The sequence below is a fragment of the Pseudarthrobacter sp. As-47 genome, from assembly GCF_058215595.1.
The window spans coordinates 2,166,866-2,185,412 of record NZ_CM177088.1 but is presented as its reverse complement, the minus strand read 5'-3'; the positions used below and the strand labels follow the sequence as shown (position 1 = coordinate 2,185,412).

Annotated in this window: 19 protein-coding genes; 10 read left to right on the top strand and 9 right to left on the bottom strand. The window is 66.5% G+C overall.

The genetic code is table 11. The annotated features are described in order from the left end of the window. Positions 1 to 80: 80 nt before the first annotated feature. Positions 81 to 974: a phosphoserine phosphatase SerB gene (gene serB / locus AC4BCK_RS10095; protein WP_364273308.1), complete on the top strand. Its 894-nt coding sequence runs from the start codon at positions 81 to 83 to the stop codon at positions 972 to 974. 98 nt (positions 975 to 1,072) lie between these two features. On the opposite strand, the gene AC4BCK_RS10090 is transcribed toward serB, so the two are convergent. After that, entirely contained in the window at positions 1,073 to 1,825 is a 753-nt protein-coding gene (locus tag AC4BCK_RS10090; RefSeq protein ID WP_251420129.1) for an SDR family oxidoreductase, read from the bottom strand. A 127-nt stretch (positions 1,826 to 1,952) separates the two neighbouring features. Continuing rightward, positions 1,953 to 2,678, bottom strand: coding sequence for a beta-ketoacyl-ACP reductase (locus AC4BCK_RS10085; RefSeq protein ID WP_066275721.1), 726 nt, complete (start codon positions 2,676 to 2,678; stop codon positions 1,953 to 1,955). A 152-nt stretch (positions 2,679 to 2,830) separates the two neighbouring features. Between AC4BCK_RS10085 and AC4BCK_RS10080 the strand changes: the two genes are divergently transcribed. From AC4BCK_RS10080 to AC4BCK_RS10065, 4 genes are read left to right on the top strand one after another with little or no spacing between them, the layout of a single operon-like run. After that, complete coding sequence (locus AC4BCK_RS10080; RefSeq protein WP_400619786.1) at positions 2,831 to 3,265, top strand: DUF3099 domain-containing protein; 435 nt, start codon at positions 2,831 to 2,833, stop codon at positions 3,263 to 3,265. After that, complete coding sequence (locus AC4BCK_RS10075; RefSeq protein ID WP_364318074.1) at positions 3,262 to 3,531, top strand: hypothetical protein; 270 nt, start codon at positions 3,262 to 3,264, stop codon at positions 3,529 to 3,531. The genes AC4BCK_RS10080 and AC4BCK_RS10075 overlap by 4 nt, the downstream gene beginning before the upstream one ends. Next, a complete protein-coding gene (locus tag AC4BCK_RS10070) occupies positions 3,532 to 4,407 on the top strand; it encodes an SURF1 family cytochrome oxidase biogenesis protein (RefSeq protein WP_364318076.1) in 876 nt (291 codons plus the stop codon). A 3-nt stretch (positions 4,408 to 4,410) separates the two neighbouring features. After that, positions 4,411 to 4,887, top strand: coding sequence for a YbaK/EbsC family protein (locus tag AC4BCK_RS10065; protein ID WP_364318078.1), 477 nt, complete (start codon positions 4,411 to 4,413; stop codon positions 4,885 to 4,887). 154 nt (positions 4,888 to 5,041) lie between these two features. On the opposite strand, the gene AC4BCK_RS10060 is transcribed toward AC4BCK_RS10065, so the two are convergent. Then, positions 5,042 to 6,640, bottom strand: a complete 1,599-nt coding sequence (locus tag AC4BCK_RS10060; protein ID WP_251420132.1) for an ABC-F family ATP-binding cassette domain-containing protein — start codon at positions 6,638 to 6,640, stop codon at positions 5,042 to 5,044. Between the two features lie 251 nt (positions 6,641 to 6,891). Between AC4BCK_RS10060 and AC4BCK_RS10055 the strand changes: the two genes are divergently transcribed. After that, complete coding sequence (locus AC4BCK_RS10055; protein ID WP_363955874.1) at positions 6,892 to 7,584, top strand: LmeA family phospholipid-binding protein; 693 nt, start codon at positions 6,892 to 6,894, stop codon at positions 7,582 to 7,584. A gap of 65 nt (positions 7,585 to 7,649) precedes the next feature. Here AC4BCK_RS10055 and AC4BCK_RS10050 read toward each other — a convergent pair whose 3' ends face one another. The 4 genes from AC4BCK_RS10050 to AC4BCK_RS10035 all read right to left on the bottom strand — a co-directional run bounded on the left by AC4BCK_RS10050 (position 7,650) and on the right by AC4BCK_RS10035 (position 11,630). After that, positions 7,650 to 7,979: a hypothetical protein gene (locus AC4BCK_RS10050; RefSeq protein WP_363955871.1), complete on the bottom strand. Its 330-nt coding sequence runs from the start codon at positions 7,977 to 7,979 to the stop codon at positions 7,650 to 7,652. Positions 7,980 to 8,015: 36 nt separating this feature from the next. Continuing rightward, positions 8,016 to 9,389 (bottom strand): right-handed parallel beta-helix repeat-containing protein, encoded by a 1,374-nt coding sequence (locus AC4BCK_RS10045; protein ID WP_400591933.1) that lies wholly within the window; start codon positions 9,387 to 9,389, stop codon positions 8,016 to 8,018. A gap of 135 nt (positions 9,390 to 9,524) precedes the next feature. Then, positions 9,525 to 10,067: a hypothetical protein gene (locus tag AC4BCK_RS10040; RefSeq protein WP_363935901.1), complete on the bottom strand. Its 543-nt coding sequence runs from the start codon at positions 10,065 to 10,067 to the stop codon at positions 9,525 to 9,527. Between the two features lie 84 nt (positions 10,068 to 10,151). Continuing rightward, entirely contained in the window at positions 10,152 to 11,630 is a 1,479-nt protein-coding gene (locus AC4BCK_RS10035; RefSeq protein WP_363935898.1) for an alkaline phosphatase, read from the bottom strand. Positions 11,631 to 11,979: 349 nt separating this feature from the next. Between AC4BCK_RS10035 and AC4BCK_RS10030 the strand changes: the two genes are divergently transcribed. The 4 genes from AC4BCK_RS10030 to AC4BCK_RS10015 all read left to right on the top strand — a co-directional run bounded on the left by AC4BCK_RS10030 (position 11,980) and on the right by AC4BCK_RS10015 (position 15,947). Continuing rightward, positions 11,980 to 13,767 carry a multicopper oxidase family protein gene (locus tag AC4BCK_RS10030; RefSeq protein ID WP_490566877.1) on the top strand — a complete coding sequence of 596 codons (1,788 nt, stop codon included), beginning with the start codon at positions 11,980 to 11,982 and terminating at the stop codon, positions 13,765 to 13,767. A gap of 179 nt (positions 13,768 to 13,946) precedes the next feature. Next, positions 13,947 to 14,591, top strand: coding sequence for a biotin transporter BioY (locus AC4BCK_RS10025; RefSeq protein WP_310110568.1), 645 nt, complete (start codon positions 13,947 to 13,949; stop codon positions 14,589 to 14,591). Positions 14,592 to 14,601: 10 nt separating this feature from the next. Continuing rightward, positions 14,602 to 15,327 (top strand): energy-coupling factor ABC transporter ATP-binding protein, encoded by a 726-nt coding sequence (locus AC4BCK_RS10020; RefSeq protein ID WP_363935891.1) that lies wholly within the window; start codon positions 14,602 to 14,604, stop codon positions 15,325 to 15,327. Beyond that, positions 15,324 to 15,947: an energy-coupling factor transporter transmembrane component T family protein gene (locus AC4BCK_RS10015; RefSeq protein ID WP_174174549.1), complete on the top strand. Its 624-nt coding sequence runs from the start codon at positions 15,324 to 15,326 to the stop codon at positions 15,945 to 15,947. Before AC4BCK_RS10020 ends, AC4BCK_RS10015 begins: the two co-directional genes overlap by 4 nt. Positions 15,948 to 15,970: 23 nt before the next feature. Here the strand turns inward: AC4BCK_RS10015 and AC4BCK_RS10010 are convergent, their stop codons facing one another. Together AC4BCK_RS10010 and AC4BCK_RS10005 are read right to left on the bottom strand one after the other, a co-directional pair. Continuing rightward, positions 15,971 to 17,146 (bottom strand): thiolase family protein, encoded by a 1,176-nt coding sequence (locus AC4BCK_RS10010; RefSeq protein WP_363935888.1) that lies wholly within the window; start codon positions 17,144 to 17,146, stop codon positions 15,971 to 15,973. After that, entirely contained in the window at positions 17,136 to 18,542 is a 1,407-nt protein-coding gene (locus tag AC4BCK_RS10005) for a class I adenylate-forming enzyme family protein (protein WP_363935886.1), read from the bottom strand. Before AC4BCK_RS10005 ends, AC4BCK_RS10010 begins: the two co-directional genes overlap by 11 nt. Positions 18,543 to 18,547: the final 5 nt, after the last annotated feature.

Here is an 18,547-nt window from a genome sequence, read left to right as displayed (position 1 = left end):
TAATATTACCTGCCTGCCAGCGCCCAGCAGCAGTGCAACGAATTCAAGGGACCCCTCCCCCGCTGGCTAAGATGGCAGGCATGACTTCGAACGTGACTGCGGTCAGCTATGGCCTGAATGTGTCTCCAACAGGGCTGCAGCAGCTCCGTTCCATCCTCACCGCACAAGGCGTCGCCGTGCTGTCCGAGGCCTCCTCCGGCGATAGCCGCTACCAGGTCCATGTGGCCGAGCTCCAGCTGCCGGACGCCACCGCGGCCGGGCTGGCCGCCCTGCGCCACGCCGTTGCCGAAGCCTCCATCGCCGGCCTGGACACGGCGCTCGTCCCGGCCGGCATCAGGTCGGCAGAACGCAAGCTGCTGATCATGGACGTGGACTCCACCCTGATCCAGCAGGAGGTCATCGAGCTTCTGGCCGCCTATGCCGGCAAGCGGGAAGAAGTGGCGGCCGTTACCGAGGCCGCCATGCGCGGCGAGCTGGACTTCACCCAGAGCCTCCACGCCCGCGTGGCCGTGCTCGCCGGGCTGCCGGCCGCCGTCGTCCATTCCGTCCGCAACGAGGTGAGGCTGAGCCTGGGAGCCGCCGAACTCGTGGCCGCCTTCAAGGCGGCAGGGCACGTGGTAGCCGTGGTGTCCGGCGGGTTCAACCAGATCCTTGAGCCGATTGCCGGTGAACTGGGCCTGGACTACTGGCAGGCCAACGAACTGGAGATCGTCGACGGCGAGCTGACGGGCAGGGTGCTGGGCGCAGTGGTGGACAGGGCGGCCAAGGAAAAGTACCTGCGTGAGTGGGCAGCCGCCGAGGGCATCGCCCTGGAACACACGGTGGCAGTGGGCGACGGAGCCAACGACCTGGACATGCTCGGGGCGGCCGGCATCGGCGTCGCGTTCAACGCCAAACCTGCCGTGCGGGCCGTGGCGGACGTCGCCGTCAACATGCCGTACCTCGACGCGGTCCGGCACGTCGCCGGCGTCTGACTCTTTCTTAACCGCGAAATGGCAGCCGCGGCAGTGTCCGGAAGGGACATTGCCGCGACTGCCATATCGTGCAGGGCAGCGTGGGCCTAGCTAGTGGCCTAATTCGTGCCCTTGCCGAAGTAATCTGCGCCGCCGGCGTATTCGGTGTGGCCGGACTCGACGTCGGCGGTGACCATGCCGGCCACAACCTCCGCGAACTCCTCCACCGAGTACAGCTTGCCGGCTTCAGCCCGGCGGGCCTCGATGGCGCCCGGCGTGGAGCGGTCAAGCAGCGTGGCCGTGACGGTGCCCTCAATCATGTCGCCGGAGACAACCACCAGGGTGATGCCCTTCTCGGCCAGGTTGGGGATGAGTTCGCGCAGGGCGTCCTCGCCGGCGCGCTTGCTGCGCGCCACCGGCTCGTAGGCTTCCATGGTGGGCACCGTGTTGATGAAGTGGGCCTGGTGGCTGGTGACGAAGACCACCCGCGAGCCTTCCTTCATCAGCGGCACGGCAGCGTTGAGCATGTTGATCTGGGCGTCGCGGTTCAGCTTGAGTGCGTAGTCCTCTCCCATCCCCGTTTCCATGCCGCCGGAGGCGTTCAGCACCAGGATGTCCAGGGAACCGAAGTTCTCCATGGCGGCTGAGGCCAGCGCCTGCACGCCTTCCTGGGTGGTGAGGTCCGCGCCGACGGCCACTGCACGTCCGCCGTCGGCTTCGATGCCCTGTACAACCTTGTTGGCGCGCGGTGCCTTCTGGCGGTAGTTCACCACGACGGCGGCGCCCTCGTGGGCAAGGTTCTTGGCTACCTCCGCGCCGATTCCGCGCGAGGATCCGGTCACGATGGCAGTCTTGTTATCCAGCAGTCCCATGCGGGCTCCTTTTGTCTGAAACGTCTAAATTGCTGATGGCCTGCAGTCCATCATGCCAGCGGCCCTGGCCAATTCCCTTGTGTGACCTGCACAAAGAAGCGCCCGGCTGCTAGTTTGCCGGCGCCGGTCAGTGCCCCATGCCCAGGCCGCCATCAACGGGGATGACGGCTCCGGAGATGTAGGCGGCCTCGTCGCTGGAGATCCAGCGGACCACGTTGGCTACCTCGGAGGCCTCGGCAAAACGGCCTGCCGGGATGCTGGACAGGTAGTCCTTCTGGGTGGCTTCGGGAAGTTCGGCAGTCATGTCCGTGTTGATGAAGCCGGGCGCCACAACGTTGGCGGTGATGCCCCGCGAACCGAGTTCTCGGGTCAGGGAGCGTGCGATGCCCACCAGGCCCGCTTTTGAGGCCGAGTAGTTGATCTGTCCGGGCGCACCGTACAGGCCCGATACGGAGGAGATGAGGACAACGCGGCCCTTGCGGAGCCGGATCATGCCCTTCGATGCGCGCTTGATGACCCGGAAGGCTCCAGTGAGGTTGGTGTCGATGACGGACGTGAAGTCGTCTTCGCTCATGCGCAGCAGCAGGGTGTCCTTGGTGATGCCGGCGTTGGCCACCAGGACTTCCACCGGGCCGTGGGCAGCTTCCACTTCCTTGAAGGCCGCGTCCACGGAAGCCTCGTCCGTGACGTCCGCCTTGACGCCGAGGATTCCCTCCGGCAGCTTGGTTTCGCTGCGGTAGGTCACGGCAACCTTGTCGCCGTTGGCCAGGAAGGCCTCGGCGATGGCCAGGCCGATGCCGCGGTTGCCGCCGGTGATCAGGACGCTGCGGGGTGCGGTGGCTGCTTCAGTCATGTAGGGGCTCCGGAATCTGCGGCGCGCGGGGGCCGCTGTAGGTGGGGGTGATTTGGCTGACTTCGATCTTAGCGCCCGCCCCGGCCCGGGTTTGGGCGCCACTGCCGATGGTGAGAGAATTGAGGCAAGCCTTTGGAGCGTGATAAACCACCGTGACCCTTGAAAACCATGCGGGACAATCCGCGCCTGGAGAACCCGGCCAATTCTCCGGCGATTCGGAAGTCCACAGCATCACGGATGCCGCTGGAGCCCATTCGGAGGACATGCGCCAGCGCATGATCAAGTACGCGTTGGCCATGGGAATCCGTATGGTGTGCCTTGTCCTGATTTTCGTGGTGGACGGCTGGTTCAAGATCATTCCGGTGGCCGGGGCGGTGTTCCTGCCCTGGATCGCCGTGATCATCGCGAACGGGAACGACAAAGCCGAAGGCCACAGCGACCTCCTGCTGGATTCGGCCCCGCTGGCTGAGCTGGAAAGCCCACCGGCGCGGCCCGCCGGGGAGGATCCCGGCAGTGAGCTCCTGCAGGGCGAGCTGGTTATTGACGACGACGAATCCCCGTCCGGGCAGGAAAGGAAGGCCTCGTGAGCATCTTCGACTTCGCCGCCGGCACCGATCCCGCAGCGGCCGAAGCCGGTGCCATCTGTTCCCGCAAGGCGTGCCGGGCGCAGGCTTCCTGGCAGCTCCTCTGGAACAACCCCAAGATCCATTCCCCGGAACGCCGCAAGACCTGGCTTGCCTGCGCGGACCACAGGGAATGGCTGGAGGACTACCTTCAGACACGGGGCCTCTGGAAGGAAACCCTGCCCCTCGATGATTCCCGGGCATCCGGCGGCACTGGGCAGGACAGCTGAATGTACCGTTTCCTCTTCTCCAGCAAGTGGCTGGGTTATTTGCTGCTGGCTGCCATCTTCGCCTCCGCCTGTGTGTTCCTGGGCCGCTGGCAGATGGACCGGCGCGCCGAGACCCTGGCCGAAATCAACCGCGTGGTGACCAACTACTCGGCCACGCCCATCCCGTTCGCGGACGCCAGGGAACAATTCAACGAGCTGGACCCCGGCATGGAGTGGACGCAGGTGGAGCTAAGGGGCACCTACCTCAGCTCCGGCCAGCGCGTGGTCCGGAACCGTCCGCTCAACGGCCAGCCGGGCTACGAAGTGGTGGTCCCGTTCCGTCTCGACTCCGGTGAGACAGTGGTCATCGACCGGGGCTGGCTGCCCATCGGCAACGATAATCCGGGCGCCCCGGACTCGGTGCCGGAACCCCCTGCGGGTGACGTGACCGCCGTCGTGCGTTTGAAGCATCCCGAGCCCGAACTCCAGCGTGGCGCCCCCGAAGGCCAGCTGGCTTCCATCGACCTTGCCGCCTACGCCGGACAGCTCGGGTATCCGCTGTTGACCGGGGCGTACGGCCAGCTCGCATCGGAGACGCCGCCTGCAGCGGAGATGCCGTTCCCGTTCCCGAAGCCTTCCACCGAGGAAGGCACACACCTCTCGTACTCGCTGCAGTGGTTCGCGTTCGGCGTGCTGATGTTCGTTGGTTTTGGCTACGCTGCGCGCCAGCAGGCACGCAACGCGGCCATTGACGCCGAGGACGACGACGGGACAGCAGAGGGCGGGCCCCGCCCGGCAGGCGGCGAGCACCGCCGTCGTCCGTTACCTCCCAGGAAGCGGAAGAAGGCGACCTCCGAAGAAGAGGAAGACGCCCTCCTGGATGCTCAGGGGTACTGAAGGATGACGGAGCACGACGACGGACCGGTTGCCGTAGTGCGCGCGGCCTTGGTGGCTGCCGGGGTTGGAGACACCGTGCGGACTTTCCCCGCGGGCGTGCCGACGGCCTCCGCGGCTGCTGAGGCACTCGGCTGCGATCGCGCGGCGATCACGAACAGCCTGATTTTCGACCTCGGCGGAGAGCCCCTGCTGATCCTCGCAAGCGGGGCGGCCCGCGTGGATACCAAACTGGTTGCTGAAAAGTTGGGGGCGGGCAGGATCCGCCGGGCCTCCCCCGACTTCGTCCTGCAGCACACCGGCCAGGCGGTAGGCGGAGTGGCCCCGGTGGGCCACCCGGAAAAAGTCAGGACGCTCCTCGACACGAGCCTTCAGGAGCACCAGCGCCTCTGGGCAGGCGCAGGCGACCACCACTCCATGTTCAGCATCACCTACGAAGAGCTGCTCCGGATCACCGAAGCTTTGGAGCTCAAGGTCCGCTGACTCAAGGTGGCGGTACGGCAAGCGCAGCGGCGTGGGCGATTTATGTAGCGTGCATCAAAGGCGACGAAGGAGCCAGCACGCGGGAAATCGCCCACGCCGCGAAGCGGACGCAACCCACCGGCGTCGAGCAGCGAACCCCAGCAAAACCGACGGCTTAAGCCAGCGTGATGAGGTCCAGGTAGTCTTCGTTCCAGTGGTCCTCGACGCCGTCCGGCAGCAGGACTACGCGCTCGGGGTTGAGGGCCTCCACTGCGCCCTCGTCGTGGCTGACCAGGACGACGGCGCCGGTGTAGTTCCTGAGGGCGCCCAGGATTTCCGCGCGGCTGGCAGGGTCCAGGTTGTTGGTGGGCTCGTCGAGGAGGAGGACGTTGGCGCTTGAAGCCACGATGGTGGCAAGGGCCAGGCGGGTCTTCTCGCCGCCGGAAAGCACGCCGGCGGGCTTGTCGACGTCGTCGCCGGAGAACAGGAACGAACCCAGGATGCCGCGGACTTCGGCGTCCTTCATGTCCGGGGCGGCGGAGCGCATGTTTTCCAGGACGGTCCGGTCCACGTCGAGGGTTTCGTGCTCCTGGGCGTAGTAGCCCACCTTCAGGCCGTGCCCGGCAATAACGTCACCGGTGTCGGGCTGGTCCACACCCGCGAGCATCCGCAGGAGGGTGGTCTTTCCGGCACCGTTGAGGCCCAGGATGACCACCTTCGAGCCGCGGTCGATGGCCAGGTCCACGTCCGTGAAGATCTCCAGCGAACCGTAGGACTTGCTGAGGCCCTCGGCGGTGAGCGGGGTCCTGCCGCAGGGCGAGGGGTCCGGGAAGCGCAGAGCTGCCACGCGGTCGTTTTCCCGGACGGCCTCGAGTCCGCTCAGCAGACGCTCGGCGCGCTTGGCCATGTTCTGGGCGGCAACCGCCTTGGTTGCCTTGGCGCGCATCTTGTTGGCCTGGTCGAAAAGGACCTGGGCCTTCTTCTCGGCGTTGGCGCGCTCCCGCTTGCGGGCGCGCTCATCCGTTTCGCGCTGCGTGAGGTAGCGCTTCCAGTCCATGTTGTAGAAGTCGATCTGCGCGCGGTTGGCGTCCAGCAGGAACACCTTGTTCACGGTGGCTTCCAGCAGTTCGGTGTCGTGGCTGATCACGATCAGGCCGCCCTGGTGGTTCTTGAGGAAGTCACGCAGCCAGGCGATGGAGTCGGCGTCCAGGTGGTTGGTGGGCTCGTCGAGGAGCATGGTCTCGGCGTCCGAATACAGGATGCGCGCCAGCTCCACGCGGCGCCGCTGGCCACCGGAGAGGGTCTTCAGCGGCTGGTTCAGCAGGCGGTCCGGCAGGGCGAGGTTGGAACAGATTGCCGCCGCCTCAGCCTCGGCGGCGTAGCCGCCGGCTGCCAGGAACTCGGATTCAAGCCGGTCGTAACGGTTCATTGCCTTGCGCTGGACCGCCGCGTCCTCGCTGGCCATTTCCTCGTGCGCCACGCGCAGTTTTCCGACGGCAATGTCCAGGCCGCGGACGGACAGGATCCGGTCCCGTGCGAGCTGCTCCATGTCCGGCGTCCGGGGATCCTGCGGCAGGTAGCCGATCTCGCCGGTACGGGTCACTTTCCCCGCGGCGGGAAGTCCTTCGCCGGCGAGGACCCTGGTGAGGGTGGTCTTCCCGGCGCCGTTACGGCCCACCAGGCCGATCTTGTCTCCCTTGTCGATGCGGAAGCTCACCTGGTCCATCAGGAGCCGGGCGCCGGCACGCAGTTCAAGATCCTGGACAGTAATCACAGCAGGTAAGGCCTTTCACAACAGGGAACGCCGCAGCCCTCGCACGATGTTGGGAGGGAGCCGGGGCGGAGTGGCCGGAGAACGGCCCATCCAAGTCTACCGTCCGGCGCCGTCCATGCAGAACGTACTGTCTGCAGCCGCCTCAACCGCCGGCGGTTGGCACGGGACTGTGGCGGACTTCATGTGTCCTGGGGGTGGGTTCGAGGCTGACGGGCTTTCCCGGCCCGGGGGTGAGCCAGCAGACTGTCCTGATGGAGTGGACACGTGCGAAGGACTGGCTGATCGGTGCTGGCGGGATGGTCATCGTCCTGGGGCTTACGGCTGCGATCGCGTGGTGGGTGGTGAGCAGTCCGGCCGGCGGGGATGAGGCAGCGCCTGGGCCATCCCCCACGGCGGGCGCCGGACCCACTGCGGGCGCCGCGCCGCCCGCGGGCCTGGGCGGGGACGAGGTGTGGCTCGCCGATCTGGCCCTGGACGCCGGAACAGTGGCGATCGCGGGCTCGTTGCTTCACGACGTCAAAGCCGTAGGGCAGGACGTGGCCACGGGGCCGGGCGGGATGGTTGCTGAACGCCTCGCGGTGGACGCAACAGTTCCGTTCGACGTCGTTGCCGGGGAACTCGGTGATGGGACGGTGGTCCGCGCCGCCGATGGCGGCCAGGTTCTGGTGGTCCGCACCGTTGAGGCTTTGGGCCGCGAGCTGGACGTTAATGCCACGGGCACAGTGAGGGTCGACGCCGGCAGGCTGGTTGTTGAGCCGCGCTCGATAGACTTTGGCGGGCCGGGATTCCTCTCCGACGCCGTCGGTGCCGCCGTGAGAAGCCTCGTGACCATTGAGCACAGCATTGAGGGCCTGCCCGAGGGCCTCGTCCTTCAGGACGTCGCGGTCCAGGACGACGGCTTCCGTGCGAGTCTCTCCGGCGAGGACGTAAAGCTCGTTCCATAACGTCGCCCGCCCTGGCCGGGAACACTCCACAGCTCCCCAAAGAGGGACGTGGGTGTTGTGGAACCCTAGGTGGGTTTCTTGTTCAGCACGTCCGGAAGTTCCTGCCGCCGTCGAAGTTCCAGGAGCCCGACTGCGTTGACTCCGGTGAAGACGGCACTGAAGGTGATCAGCAGGTCCCTGACCATCACCGAATTCGGGTCACCTGGCTGGGCGATAAGCGATATAGCCAGGATCAGGGCTCCTACACAGAGCCCGCCCGCGCTGGGAAAGTTCCGCTGCCGCATCAGTCCGCTTACCCTTCGGGTCCCGCCGCACGGGCGTCTTGCCTGTTCGATCTTGGAGTCATGCACCTGACCGTAGGCCTCGCCGGGCATCCAGGCAATGCTCTTGATCAAATCCTGAGCATCGGACCTGAATGTTTCCCAGCGTGTTCATGATCGCCCTTCGCAACGGCCGGTGGTGAGCACACCGAACGTTGAACCGCGCTCCTTACCGGTGCGCGACTGCCAGTGTGCGGCCTGCTCGATGGTCTCCGCGGTCTGGTAGTCGGTCTTCTTGCCTGGCCCTAGCTTGATGATGTTGTGGTGCAGGTTCAGCCCTGTGGGGGCCTTCCTGTCTCCGCTGATGTTGATATAGCTGTCCCGCGCGCCGATGAACTGGTTCCGGGTGACCTCCACGTCCATGGGCAGCTCGGTGTCATACGTGAGGATGTGGGTGCCCTTGCCGTCCGTGTCCGGCCGGATGGTCGCAGCCCATGAGTAGCCAGCGTCAGTGCAGACATTGTCTGTGAAAGTGCAGCGGATGTGCCCGGACCCTGGAGACGCATCGCCGGCAGACCACATCTCGAAGGTCTGGTTGCAGTTCTCCACCCGGTTGTTCCGGAAGTGGATGTCGGTCCACGACTTTGCATCCTTCATGGCCGTCCCCTGCATCGTGAAGGCGACGTCATAGCATTCCCGGATGGTGTTGTCCTCCATGATGATGTTGGACGCGCCGATCCAGACCTCGATGCCGTTGCCGTACCGGGTGCCGTCGGAGCTCAGCCGGGACCCGCCAAGGTCCTCCAGGCGGCAGTTCCTGATGCGGATGTTCTCCGAGCCGCCGGTCGCAATACCGTGTGCTCCGTGGCCTTCGATATGAATGCCGTCCAGGATGCTGTGGGAGGCAGGCCGGATGCCGTCCTGCTGGACGGCGATTGCGACGCCGTCGCCAGGGTCGAAGGAAGACCTGACGTACACAAAGGTCTCGTCGCTATGGAAGTCCCACTGGTTCGCCAGTGCATCCAGGCTGGTCCGCTTCCATCCACGGATGAGGCCCGCCACCTTCAGGAAACCGACGTTGGTGGACGGAGCGCCGGTGTTGCCGCTGTACTGGCCGGACCGGGCGGTGATGTCCAGCTTCCATACCCCGGTGGCGTGCTGCACCCAGGCCGGCTTGCTGACCTTGTAGCCGGCAACCTTTGGACGCGGCCCGGTGCCGTAGGCGCCCACCGTCAAGACGCCCGATGTGCCCTTGATGGACGGCTCGTGGAGGGTACCGAAGAATGTGTCGCCGCGCCTGAGCAGGACGGCGTCGCCGCGGCGCAGATCCCCGCGCCTCAGGGCATCCTGGATCCGCGCGAGGCTGCGCCACGGGGCTGCCTCAGTCCCCGGGGCCGAGTCGGAACCAAAGACGCTCACATACCGGGTGTTCCGGCCCCCGCGGGACCGGGTGTGTTCGTCCGTGAACACAGCGGAACTTGCGATGCCGGCTGCAGCCCCTTGGAGGAGCGTGCGGCGGCTGAAGGGTCGCGGAGGTGGTGTCATGGCCGGGGCTGGTCCTCACGGATATCTCACGAGCGATTTTATCCGGCGGCACCCGGCAGGGAAACCGTCAGCGAAGACCTGAACTATGCACACGTGGTACCAGCACGTACCGGCGATCGGGTGCGCGTTTCCGCACTACTCATTGACGAGGACGGGTACGCCTACTGCTGCCGAAACAGCGTGGGGGGCAAGCCCGGCCGGTACCGGAATGCTGAACTCCTCACCTTCTTCAGACGGTCCCGAGTGTCCATGGCCGTCGGAGCCGAGATGGTGCACAAACCGTGCAGAGCCAAGGAGGTTGCCGCGGTCATCATAGAAGCCGGCGAGCACCTGGAGTTCGAGCAGGTCGCTGACATCACTGGTGACTCGGACTGCCCCGGTGGCAGCCTGTCCATCAAAAGCCAAACCCTCGAACACAATCCTGTCATCGAAAGGGCCCTGGACTCGAAGGATCTGGCCAGGGGCAGGCCGGGTTGTCCGGAGTCCTGCCAAGTCCGGTTCCCCTTCGGCACTGACCAGGCCGGGGAAGCTTGTTTTGGCGGCAGCGGATGCCTGCGGGACACGATCGGCGCCGGGCGCGGGGGCCGGTGCCCGAGCACCCAGTACGGCGGAGGCAAACACAGCCAGCGAGGCAGCAGCGAGGGCTGCCATCAGGAGAATCCAAAGCTTGCGGCTCATCGGGTCCCCTCCGGGTGCGCTGCGGACGAGGGCCTGGCCATCACGCGGACTGCGGCGATTCTGCGGTGGTAGTTCACGCTATTCTCAGCGCAGGACGCGCAGGGCCTGGCCCACGATGTCGAACAGGTCGGTGTTGTCCACGCTGCCCTGCAATTGTTCCGCACCCGGACCGTAGGCGTATATGGGCACGTCGGCGCCCGTGTGGTTGCCGGAGGCGTAGGACAGCCAAAGACTGGCTTCCTTGGAACCGTCCTTGACGTTGGCGGGATCATCCGGAGTCCGGAAGGTGGCCGGGCCGAAGTTCTTCGGATCCTCTGAGCCTTCGCCATTGATGATTCCGGTCGAGCGCTCCTCGTCCTTGAAGTTTCCGCCGTTCCGGGTCGGGGTGGAGCTGTTGGCACTGTTCCCGGAATCGACGTTCGGTGGGGGCCCGGCCGCCTCCGCGTTCGTGAAGGAGCCCTTTTCAATGATGTTAAACCCGCCCGTTTCGTGGTCTGCGGTAACAATAACCATGGTGTTGCCGTCCTTTTTCGCGAAGTCCAGGGCAGCGGCGACGGCGTCGTCGAAGGCCTTGACTTCATCCAGTGTCTGGGCCGCGTCATTGTCGTGGGACCGCTTGTCGATCAGGGCGCCTTCAACCTGCAGGTAGAACCCCTTGCCGTTGCTCTGGTCCTGGTTCAGCAGTTCAATGGCCTTCTGCGTCATCTCCTGCAGGGACGGCTCCTCCGCTTGGGGTTTGTCCGGGTTGTCCTTCTTGGCCTTTTCGAGGGTCAGGTTACCGGTATTGAACAGTCCAAAAACCTTGTCCCCCGAGGCCCCGTTCAGGTCGGCGCGCGTGGCGGGGATCTGGCTCGACACAGATCCCAGGATCGAGTAGCCCTGCTCCTTCAACGCGCTTTCATCCTCTGCGTCGAAGCGGGCCATGCCACCGCCGAAAATGACGTCGGCGGTACCGTTGCGGGCGATCTGGTCTGCGATCGGGGTGACCCGGACATCACTGGTGGGCAGCTTGTCGCCGGTCACATCGGTATCCTGGCACGCATCGGCGGAGTAGTCCGGTCCCTGGCAGCCGCGGGCGAGGACATGGCTCATCTGCCCGGCGGGCGTTGCATCGGTCACTTCGGCAGTGGAAACGTTGCCTGTGCGGTAGCCGGCCTGTTTGGCCAATTCCATGATGGTCGGCACCACAACACCCTTGGCGTCCACCCCGATGGCAGTGTTATACGTCTTTACCCCCGATGCGAAGGCTGTGGCCGCAGCGGGGGACGCGGTGACCAGCTCCGGCACGAAGCCGGCCTGCCCGGGCTGGCCGGAGTTCTTCTCCACGGAATAGGTGCTGACCGAGCCGTGGGACGGGAGGCTTTCCATCACCAGCCTGCCCTCGGCGCCGTAGAAGCGCTCCCTGGCCGCTGTGACGTGGGTGCGGCCCATCCCGTCGCCCAGCAGGTAGATGACGTTCTTCGCGGGCGATTGGAAGGCCGCGGGCGCCGGCCTGGTGGCAGTGAACACCGCGTACGCGACCACCGCGACCGCCACGACCGCGCCAAGGACGATCCACACCATCCCGCGAATCTTCCCAGGAGGGCCATCGGACATGAGTGCCGCCGGAACGTATCTCATCAGCGGGTCCCTTCCCGGCCGGGAGCGGGACGAAACTGCTGGATGATGGCTCTTTCATGTCTGCTTCCAGCAGACGCATCGGTGGTTGCCAAAGAATTCCCCCTAGACGAGCTTGTAGGACCACCATAGAAAGCAGTGACGGGGGAAGGAAGGAAACCTTTCCCTCCTTCCGATTTCTTCAGCCAATCTTGAGGTGCCGTGTTCAGCGGGCCTAAGGGCCCTGTTCCCGGCCTGCACCGCCCTCGTACCGTCAATCAAGGGGGACTCATCTTTCGAGCGAAAAGAGTCTGCGATGTATCTCACCCGACGCCAGCTGTTGCAGGCCGGTGCGGTAGCCGGCGCCGGCATCCTGGTCCACCCGGACGCCGCCCTGGCTGCCCGCACACGTGCCCGGCAGGCCGGTCCCTTGACAATGTTCTCCGAGCAGATGCCCACGCTGGCCGAACTGGGGGTCCTCGATATGCGGGCGGGTGGCCAGACAGAACTGTCCATGCTCAACGCCGGGCACGCCTTCCACGGCCAGCTTGGCTCCACGGACACGTTCACCTACCGGGCCGACGGCGCATCGCAGACGTACCTCGGGCCGGTCATCGTCGCCCAACGCGGCACCCCGTTCGCCCTCACCGTGCACAACCGGCTGGGAGAGCACCCGCTGGCATTCGCCATCGACGATGAACTGGTGCCGCCCGGCAGCGACGACGCCAACACCCCCCGCACCTCGACCCACCTGCATGGCGGCAACACCAGGCCAGGGTCCGACGGCGGCCCTGAACAGGTCTTTACCCCCGGCAGTTCCTACACCTACCACTACGACAACAACCAGGATGCCGCCGGGCTCTGGTACCACGACCATGCGCTGGGCATCACCCGCCTCAACGTCTACGCCGGGCTGGCGGGCGGCTACCTCATCCGGGACACCCCGGGGCCGTCCGGGACCGGAATCGACACCGGAGACGGAACCCACCTGCCGCCGCCCCCATACGAGGTGCCGCTGGTCATCCAGGACCGGATGTTCAATCCCGACGGATCCTTCGCCTATCCGCCCAATCCGGAGCTGACGACCAGCGACGGCACCCCACGGCCCTGGGCGCCGGAGTTTTTCGGGGACGTGGCAACTGTCAACGGGAAATGCTGGCCGAACCTGGACGTGGACCGGGGAAAGTACCGGTTCCGCGTGTACAACGGGTCAAACGCAAGGTTCTACAACCTCAAGTTCATGTCCGGCGGAAACGCGCTCACGTTCGCCCAGATCGGCACGGACGGGGGCCTCCTCGACGCCCCGGCCAAGCTCAACAAACTGGTCCTGGGCCCGGGCGAGCGGGCGGACCTTGTGGTGGACTTTGCCGGCCTGTCCGCCGGATCCAAGGTGGTCCTGGGCAACAATGCCCCCACCCCTTACCCCGACGGCCCGGTCGCGGCGAAGCAAGGCGGGGTTCCCCTCCGCGAAATCATGCAGTTCACCGTGCAAAGCCAGGCCGGCTACACGGCGCCGCTGCCGGAAAAGCTGCGGCCCCAGCCCATGACGAGGCTGGCAGGCCTGCCCCCGGCGGCCACCCGCCAGATGACCCTCGTGGAAGTCCTCAACGCGGCGGGCATCCCCATCATGGCCCTGCTGAACAACCGCCCCTTCCACACCACCGACATCACCGCCGTGCAGGGCGACACCCTTGAGGAGTGGGAACTGATCAACACAACAGTGGACGCGCACCCCATCCACCTGCATTTCACCCAGTTCCAGGTCCTCAACCGCCAGCGTTTCGACGTCGGCAAATACCTTGCCGCCACCGGATACGTGGATCCTGGCACCGGGCTGGTGACGCCGGGCCAGGGCAGCAGCGTGCCCGTCACGCCGTTCCTGACGGGCCGCCCCAAGGCGGCACCGGCCAACGAGCGGGGCTGGAAGGACACCGCGGTGTCGATGCCGGGAGAAGTGACCCGGATCAGTGTCCCCTTGGGGGCGGGTGCAGCCGGCGGAGCACCCTTGGCCATCGGCTCCTCGTTCACGGGCGAGTACGTCTGGCACTGCCACATCCTCGAGCACGAGGACAACGACATGATGCAGCGCTACGTCATCGAATGACGGTTCTCCCTCCAAAGCACCACATGCACCACAACGGAAGGGGAAACTCACCACCTTTGTGCCCAGCCTGTAGCTGCGGGCAACCCGTTTAGTAGACCCCCTACAAAATGCCCGCAGTTCCGCACCAGTAATGTCGGCAGTACATTAGATTCCGCTTGTACAACCCCGACAGGACTGCCATGAGCAACACCGACACCGCCTTCAAGAATCCCGCCAGCACCGGGCGCCGCCGCTGGAACGCCACCGACCTTGGCCTGATCGCCGTCTTCGCCGCCCTGGTTGCCGGCGCAGCCCTGGTCCCCGGCCTGGCCGTAAACGGCTTCGGCGTCCCCATCACTTTCCAGACACTGGCCGTGATGCTGACCGGCCTGGTTCTCGGACCGGGACGGGCCTTCGCCGCCGTGGGACTCTACACCCTCTTGGGGCTCGCCGGCCTGCCCATCTTCAGCCAGGGCCGCAGCGGCCTGGGCATCCTCGCCGGCCCATCCGCCGGCTACATCATCGCCTTCCCGATCGCCGCCTGCGTTGTGGGCTGGCTGGCCACCATCGTGATCCGGCGGACCACCAAGGCCAGGGCGCTCTGGTTCTTCCTCTCTGCCGCCGTCACCAGCGCCGTTGTGGTGCACTCCCTCGGCATCGCCGGGATCGCCCTGAACACCAAGGCCACCCTCGGCCAGGCTTTCCTGAGCGACCTGGTGTTCTACCCGGGTGACATGGTGAAGAACATCCTGGCCGCCGTCATCGCCGTCGCACTCCACCGCGCCTTCCCGGACATCCTGGTGCGCCGCGTCCGGCGCAGTGCCGCCCTGCCCGCGAAAGTCTAAGGGACCCGCCATGCCCGCCGTGATCTTCGACCGTGTAACGGTCGCCGTCGAAACGGACAGCGCACCGGAACTGAAAGTCCTCCTCGACTCCATAAGCCTGGAACTTACCGAACAGCGCATCGGCGTCATCGGCGCCAACGGCTCCGGTAAATCCACAGTGCTCCGCCTGGTCAACGGCCTGGTCCAGCCCACGGAGGGCAAGGTCACGGTGGACGGCGCCGATACGGTCCGCGACGTCCGGACGGTACGCCGGAACGTGGGGTTTGTCTTCACCGATCCCCTGTCCCAGCTGGTGATGCCTACGGGCCGGGAGGACGTGGAGCTGTCCCTGCGGCGCTCCGTCCGCAACGGTAAGGAGCGGCGGCAAGCGGCCGAAGCGGCACTGGACCGGCTGGGCCTGCTGGAACTGGCGGACCAGAGCATCTACGAGCTGTCCGGCGGGGAACGGCAGCTCATGGCCCTGGCCGCAGTGCTCGCGGTGAACCCGTCGGTGCTGGTCCTCGATGAGCCGTCCACCCTCCTGGACCTCCGCAACCGGGAACTCCTCCGCAGGACCCTGGCAGGGCTGGACCAGCAGATCATCATGTCCACCCATGACCTTGAGCTGGCATTGGAGATGGACAGGGTCCTGGTCGTCGAAAAGGGTGGGGTGGTGTTCGACGGCGGCGCGGCGCCGGCCGTCGACCACTACCGGATGTTGTGCCGGGACGGCCTGCCGGCAGGAAAACCGCGATGAGGGGCCACGGCTTCCTGCTGGCCAATTACGTGCCGGGACATTCCCTTATCCACCGGGCACCCCTGGCGCTGAAGTTCCTGCTGGTCTTCGGCTGCGGCCTGGCCTCGTTCATTGTGGTGGACTGGCGGGTGTCGCTGGCGGTCCTGGCCGGACTCTGCGGTTTGTTCCTCCTGACCGGAGCGGGCCTGAAGAAGCTGTGGGCCGCCATCCGGCCGCTCGCTGCCGTACTGGTGGTCATCGGGGTGTTCCAGTGGTGGATGCTGGGAGCACCAACGGCGGCGCGGATTGTCCTGAACATCCTGGTCTGCGTGGTGGCTGCATCCCTGCTCACTGCCACCACTCCCGTGCAGCGGCTCCTTGACGGAGTGGTCAGGGCGGCCGGCCCTTTCAAGCGTTTCGGCGCCGACCCCGAGCGGTTTGCCCTGACCATCGCCATCATGCTGCGGAGCATCCCCTACATCGCCGGCACTTTCGCGGACGTCCGGGATTCCGCCCGGGCACGGGGGCTGGAGCGCAATCCGCGGGCCCTGATCCTCCCTGTTTTCATCACCTCGGTGGCGTTTGCGCGCCAGACAGGTGAGGCGCTCGCCGCCCGCGGCCTCGGGGACGCGGAAGACTGACGCCCCCGCCGGGGCACCGCGCCTTAGAGCCGCTGGTATTCCAGCAGCGCAGCGGTGCCCATGCCGCCGGCGCTGCTGATCATCGCCAGCGCCAGGCTTCCCGGTGTTCCGGACCGGCGTGCCTGGGCCAACAGGCGGGTCACCAGGACGGCACCGGACGCGCCATAGGCATGGCCCAGGGCCAGCGCGCCGCCGTCGAGGTTGGCCCGCTCAGCATCGATTCCCACCTGGTCAAGGCAGGCAAGCGTCTGCGACGCGAAGGCTTCGTTGAACTCCACCAGGTCCACCTGGTCCGCTGACACCCCCGCGGCTGTCAGGACGTCCCGGGCTGCGGCGGCGGCGCCGACGCCCAGCAGTTCAGGATCCACTCCAGCCGTCCCGCTTCCCAGCACCAGCAGCCCGTCGACGGCGCCCAGGGTCCTTGCCCGTTGCAGGGAGGTGATGACGACGGCGGATGCGGCGTCGGCGTCGAAGCAGGAGTTCCCCGCGGTGACAGTTCCCCCGTCAACGAAAGCGGCGGGGAACCGGGCCAGGACGGCGGCGTTGAGCCCCCGCCTGGGGCCATCGTCCGCGGCAGTCCCTGCCTCTGTATCCAACGTGACGAGTTCGCCGTCGAACACCCCGGCGTCACGGGCGGCAAGCGCCAGGCGGTGGCTGCGGAGGGCGAACGCGTCCTGGCGTTCCCGGCTGACGCCGAACTCCCGCGCCACATTTTCTGCGGCCACGCCCATGTCCGGATCGCCGAAGCCGGCCGGCACAAACTGAGCCCGAGCGTAGAACTCCGGCCCGCCGTCGTCGTTCCTGTACGCGCGCAGCGGTGCTGTACTGGTGCTCTCCACTCCCCCGGCAAGGTACAGCGGGTTTCCGCCCGCAGCCACCAGCCGCGATGCCAGGACCACCGCGTCGAGTCCGGAGCCGCACTGGCGGTCTACGGTGATCCCCGGAACGCTGACGGGCAGCCCCGCCTCCAGCAGCGCAAGGCGGGCCACGTTTCCGCCACCGCCCACGGCGTTGCCGATCACAACGTCGGTGACTCTGCCGGGCTCCGTTCCCGTTTCCGCCAGGAGCTCCCGGAGCACGGGCGCGAGCAGTTCGTGGGCACGCAGGCTCCGGAGTGCACCGTTGGTGCGGCACACCGGGGTGCGGCGGGCGGCAATGATGACAGGCTGCCGGTCCGGCGGGAGCATCTCAGCTGTCAAGGCTGCGCACCCTGCGGTCCCGGGAACTGATCCAGTCCAGCAGCAGGCTGCGGCTGACCTTGCCCCGGTCCGTGGTGGGCAGTTCGCTCAGCAGGTAGTACTGGAGCGGGCGCTTGTCCCGGACAAGGAGGTCCTCGAGCCCGGCACGGAGCTGGGTGGCCGTGATGCCGCCGTGGGAGGGGACAACACCGGCCACGACCCTTTCCCCGCGAAGGTCGTCGGGCATTCCGGCCGCGACGGCGGCGGACACACCCGGCACCGCTGACAGTGCCAGTTCCACCTCATGGGGGTAGACGTTCTTGCCTGACGTGAGGATCATGTCCGCGCGGCGGCCCAGGATGTGCAGTTCGCCTTCGGACAGGTAGCCCTGGTCGCCCACCGTGAACCAGCCGTCAAAGGACTTCAGGGCCTCCCCGTCATCACCCCAGAGGTAGCCGTTGCTGACCATTGCGCTGCGGACGCAGATGTTTCCGGACTCCCCGTCGGGCAGCGGCTGCCCCGAGTCGTCGAGGATCCGCACGTCCACACCCGGAAACGCCCGGCCGATCCCCGTTCCGCCCAGTACTGCCGGCTGGCTGGCGGCCAGCCCCGTCCCCGAGACGAAACTCAGTTCCGAAGCACCGTAGTACTCGAAGATGGTGGCATTCGGGGCCCAGCGGCGGGCAGCCTCAAGGGTCCGCGCGTCCAGCTTCGAGCCGGCACAGATGATGGTCCGCACGCCGGAGGCGTCCACGCAGCCGGTCAGGCCGCGTTCGCTGAGCATCCGCAGCATGGTGGGCACCAGCACCAGCCGGGTGACGCGGTCGTGGGTGATGGCGGCGTGGACGTCGCCCACGTCAAAGCTTTCCAGGGTCTGGAATTCCGACCCTGCATAGAGGCATTCGGCCAGCGCGTAGAGGTTGAGGCTGGCGGCAAGGGGGCCAGGTGCCAGGGTCACATCGTCCGCACGGAGCCCGAAGAATTCGATGGAGGCTTCAAAGGATTCCTGCCAGGACCGCCGGGACCGCGTGAAGGCTTTTGGAATCGACGTGGTGCCGGATGTGAGCCCGATCAGGAAGGTGGACCCGGGGTCGCCGTCTGCGAGCTCATCATCCGGGGACACGGCCGCGGGTTGGGCACACGCGTCCACGCGCCGCTTCATGTCCTCCTGCAGCAAACCCGGCCAGGCAGGATCGAGGACGGCGCACTGGCGTCCGGCGGCCACCGCCGCGGCGAATCTTGCCGCGAAGTCAACCGAGTTGGCTTCGCACAGGGAGGTCACGGATTTGGTGTGGGGTACCAGCGCCGCAGCGGAGTCCCGGAGCTCCGCCCAGGAGAGGCGGCGCCCGGCAATCACGACGGCGGTGTCGTGGGGCCGTTCCTCGGCCCAGCGCTGGATTCTGTTCAGGAAAGGCATCGGAT

Coding starts and splice junctions, on each gene's coding strand:
- serB (WP_364273308.1), top strand. CDS start 81: ATGACTTCGAACGTGACTGCGGTCAGCTATGGCCTGAATGTGTCTCCA.
- AC4BCK_RS10090 (WP_251420129.1), bottom strand. CDS start 1,825: ATGGGACTGCTGGATAACAAGACTGCCATCGTGACCGGATCCTCGCGC.
- AC4BCK_RS10085 (WP_066275721.1), bottom strand. CDS start 2,678: ATGACTGAAGCAGCCACCGCACCCCGCAGCGTCCTGATCACCGGCGGC.
- AC4BCK_RS10070 (WP_364318076.1), top strand. CDS start 3,532: ATGTACCGTTTCCTCTTCTCCAGCAAGTGGCTGGGTTATTTGCTGCTG.
- AC4BCK_RS10065 (WP_364318078.1), top strand. CDS start 4,411: ATGACGGAGCACGACGACGGACCGGTTGCCGTAGTGCGCGCGGCCTTG.
- AC4BCK_RS10055 (WP_363955874.1), top strand. CDS start 6,892: ATGGAGTGGACACGTGCGAAGGACTGGCTGATCGGTGCTGGCGGGATG.
- AC4BCK_RS10045 (WP_400591933.1), bottom strand. CDS start 9,389: ATGACACCACCTCCGCGACCCTTCAGCCGCCGCACGCTCCTCCAAGGG.
- AC4BCK_RS10040 (WP_363935901.1), bottom strand. CDS start 10,067: ATGAGCCGCAAGCTTTGGATTCTCCTGATGGCAGCCCTCGCTGCTGCC.
- AC4BCK_RS10035 (WP_363935898.1), bottom strand. CDS start 11,630: ATGGTGTGGATCGTCCTTGGCGCGGTCGTGGCGGTCGCGGTGGTCGCG.
- AC4BCK_RS10030 (WP_490566877.1), top strand. CDS start 11,980: ATGTATCTCACCCGACGCCAGCTGTTGCAGGCCGGTGCGGTAGCCGGC.
- AC4BCK_RS10025 (WP_310110568.1), top strand. CDS start 13,947: ATGAGCAACACCGACACCGCCTTCAAGAATCCCGCCAGCACCGGGCGC.
- AC4BCK_RS10020 (WP_363935891.1), top strand. CDS start 14,602: ATGCCCGCCGTGATCTTCGACCGTGTAACGGTCGCCGTCGAAACGGAC.
- AC4BCK_RS10015 (WP_174174549.1), top strand. CDS start 15,324: ATGAGGGGCCACGGCTTCCTGCTGGCCAATTACGTGCCGGGACATTCC.
- AC4BCK_RS10005 (WP_363935886.1), bottom strand. CDS start 18,542: ATGCCTTTCCTGAACAGAATCCAGCGCTGGGCCGAGGAACGGCCCCAC.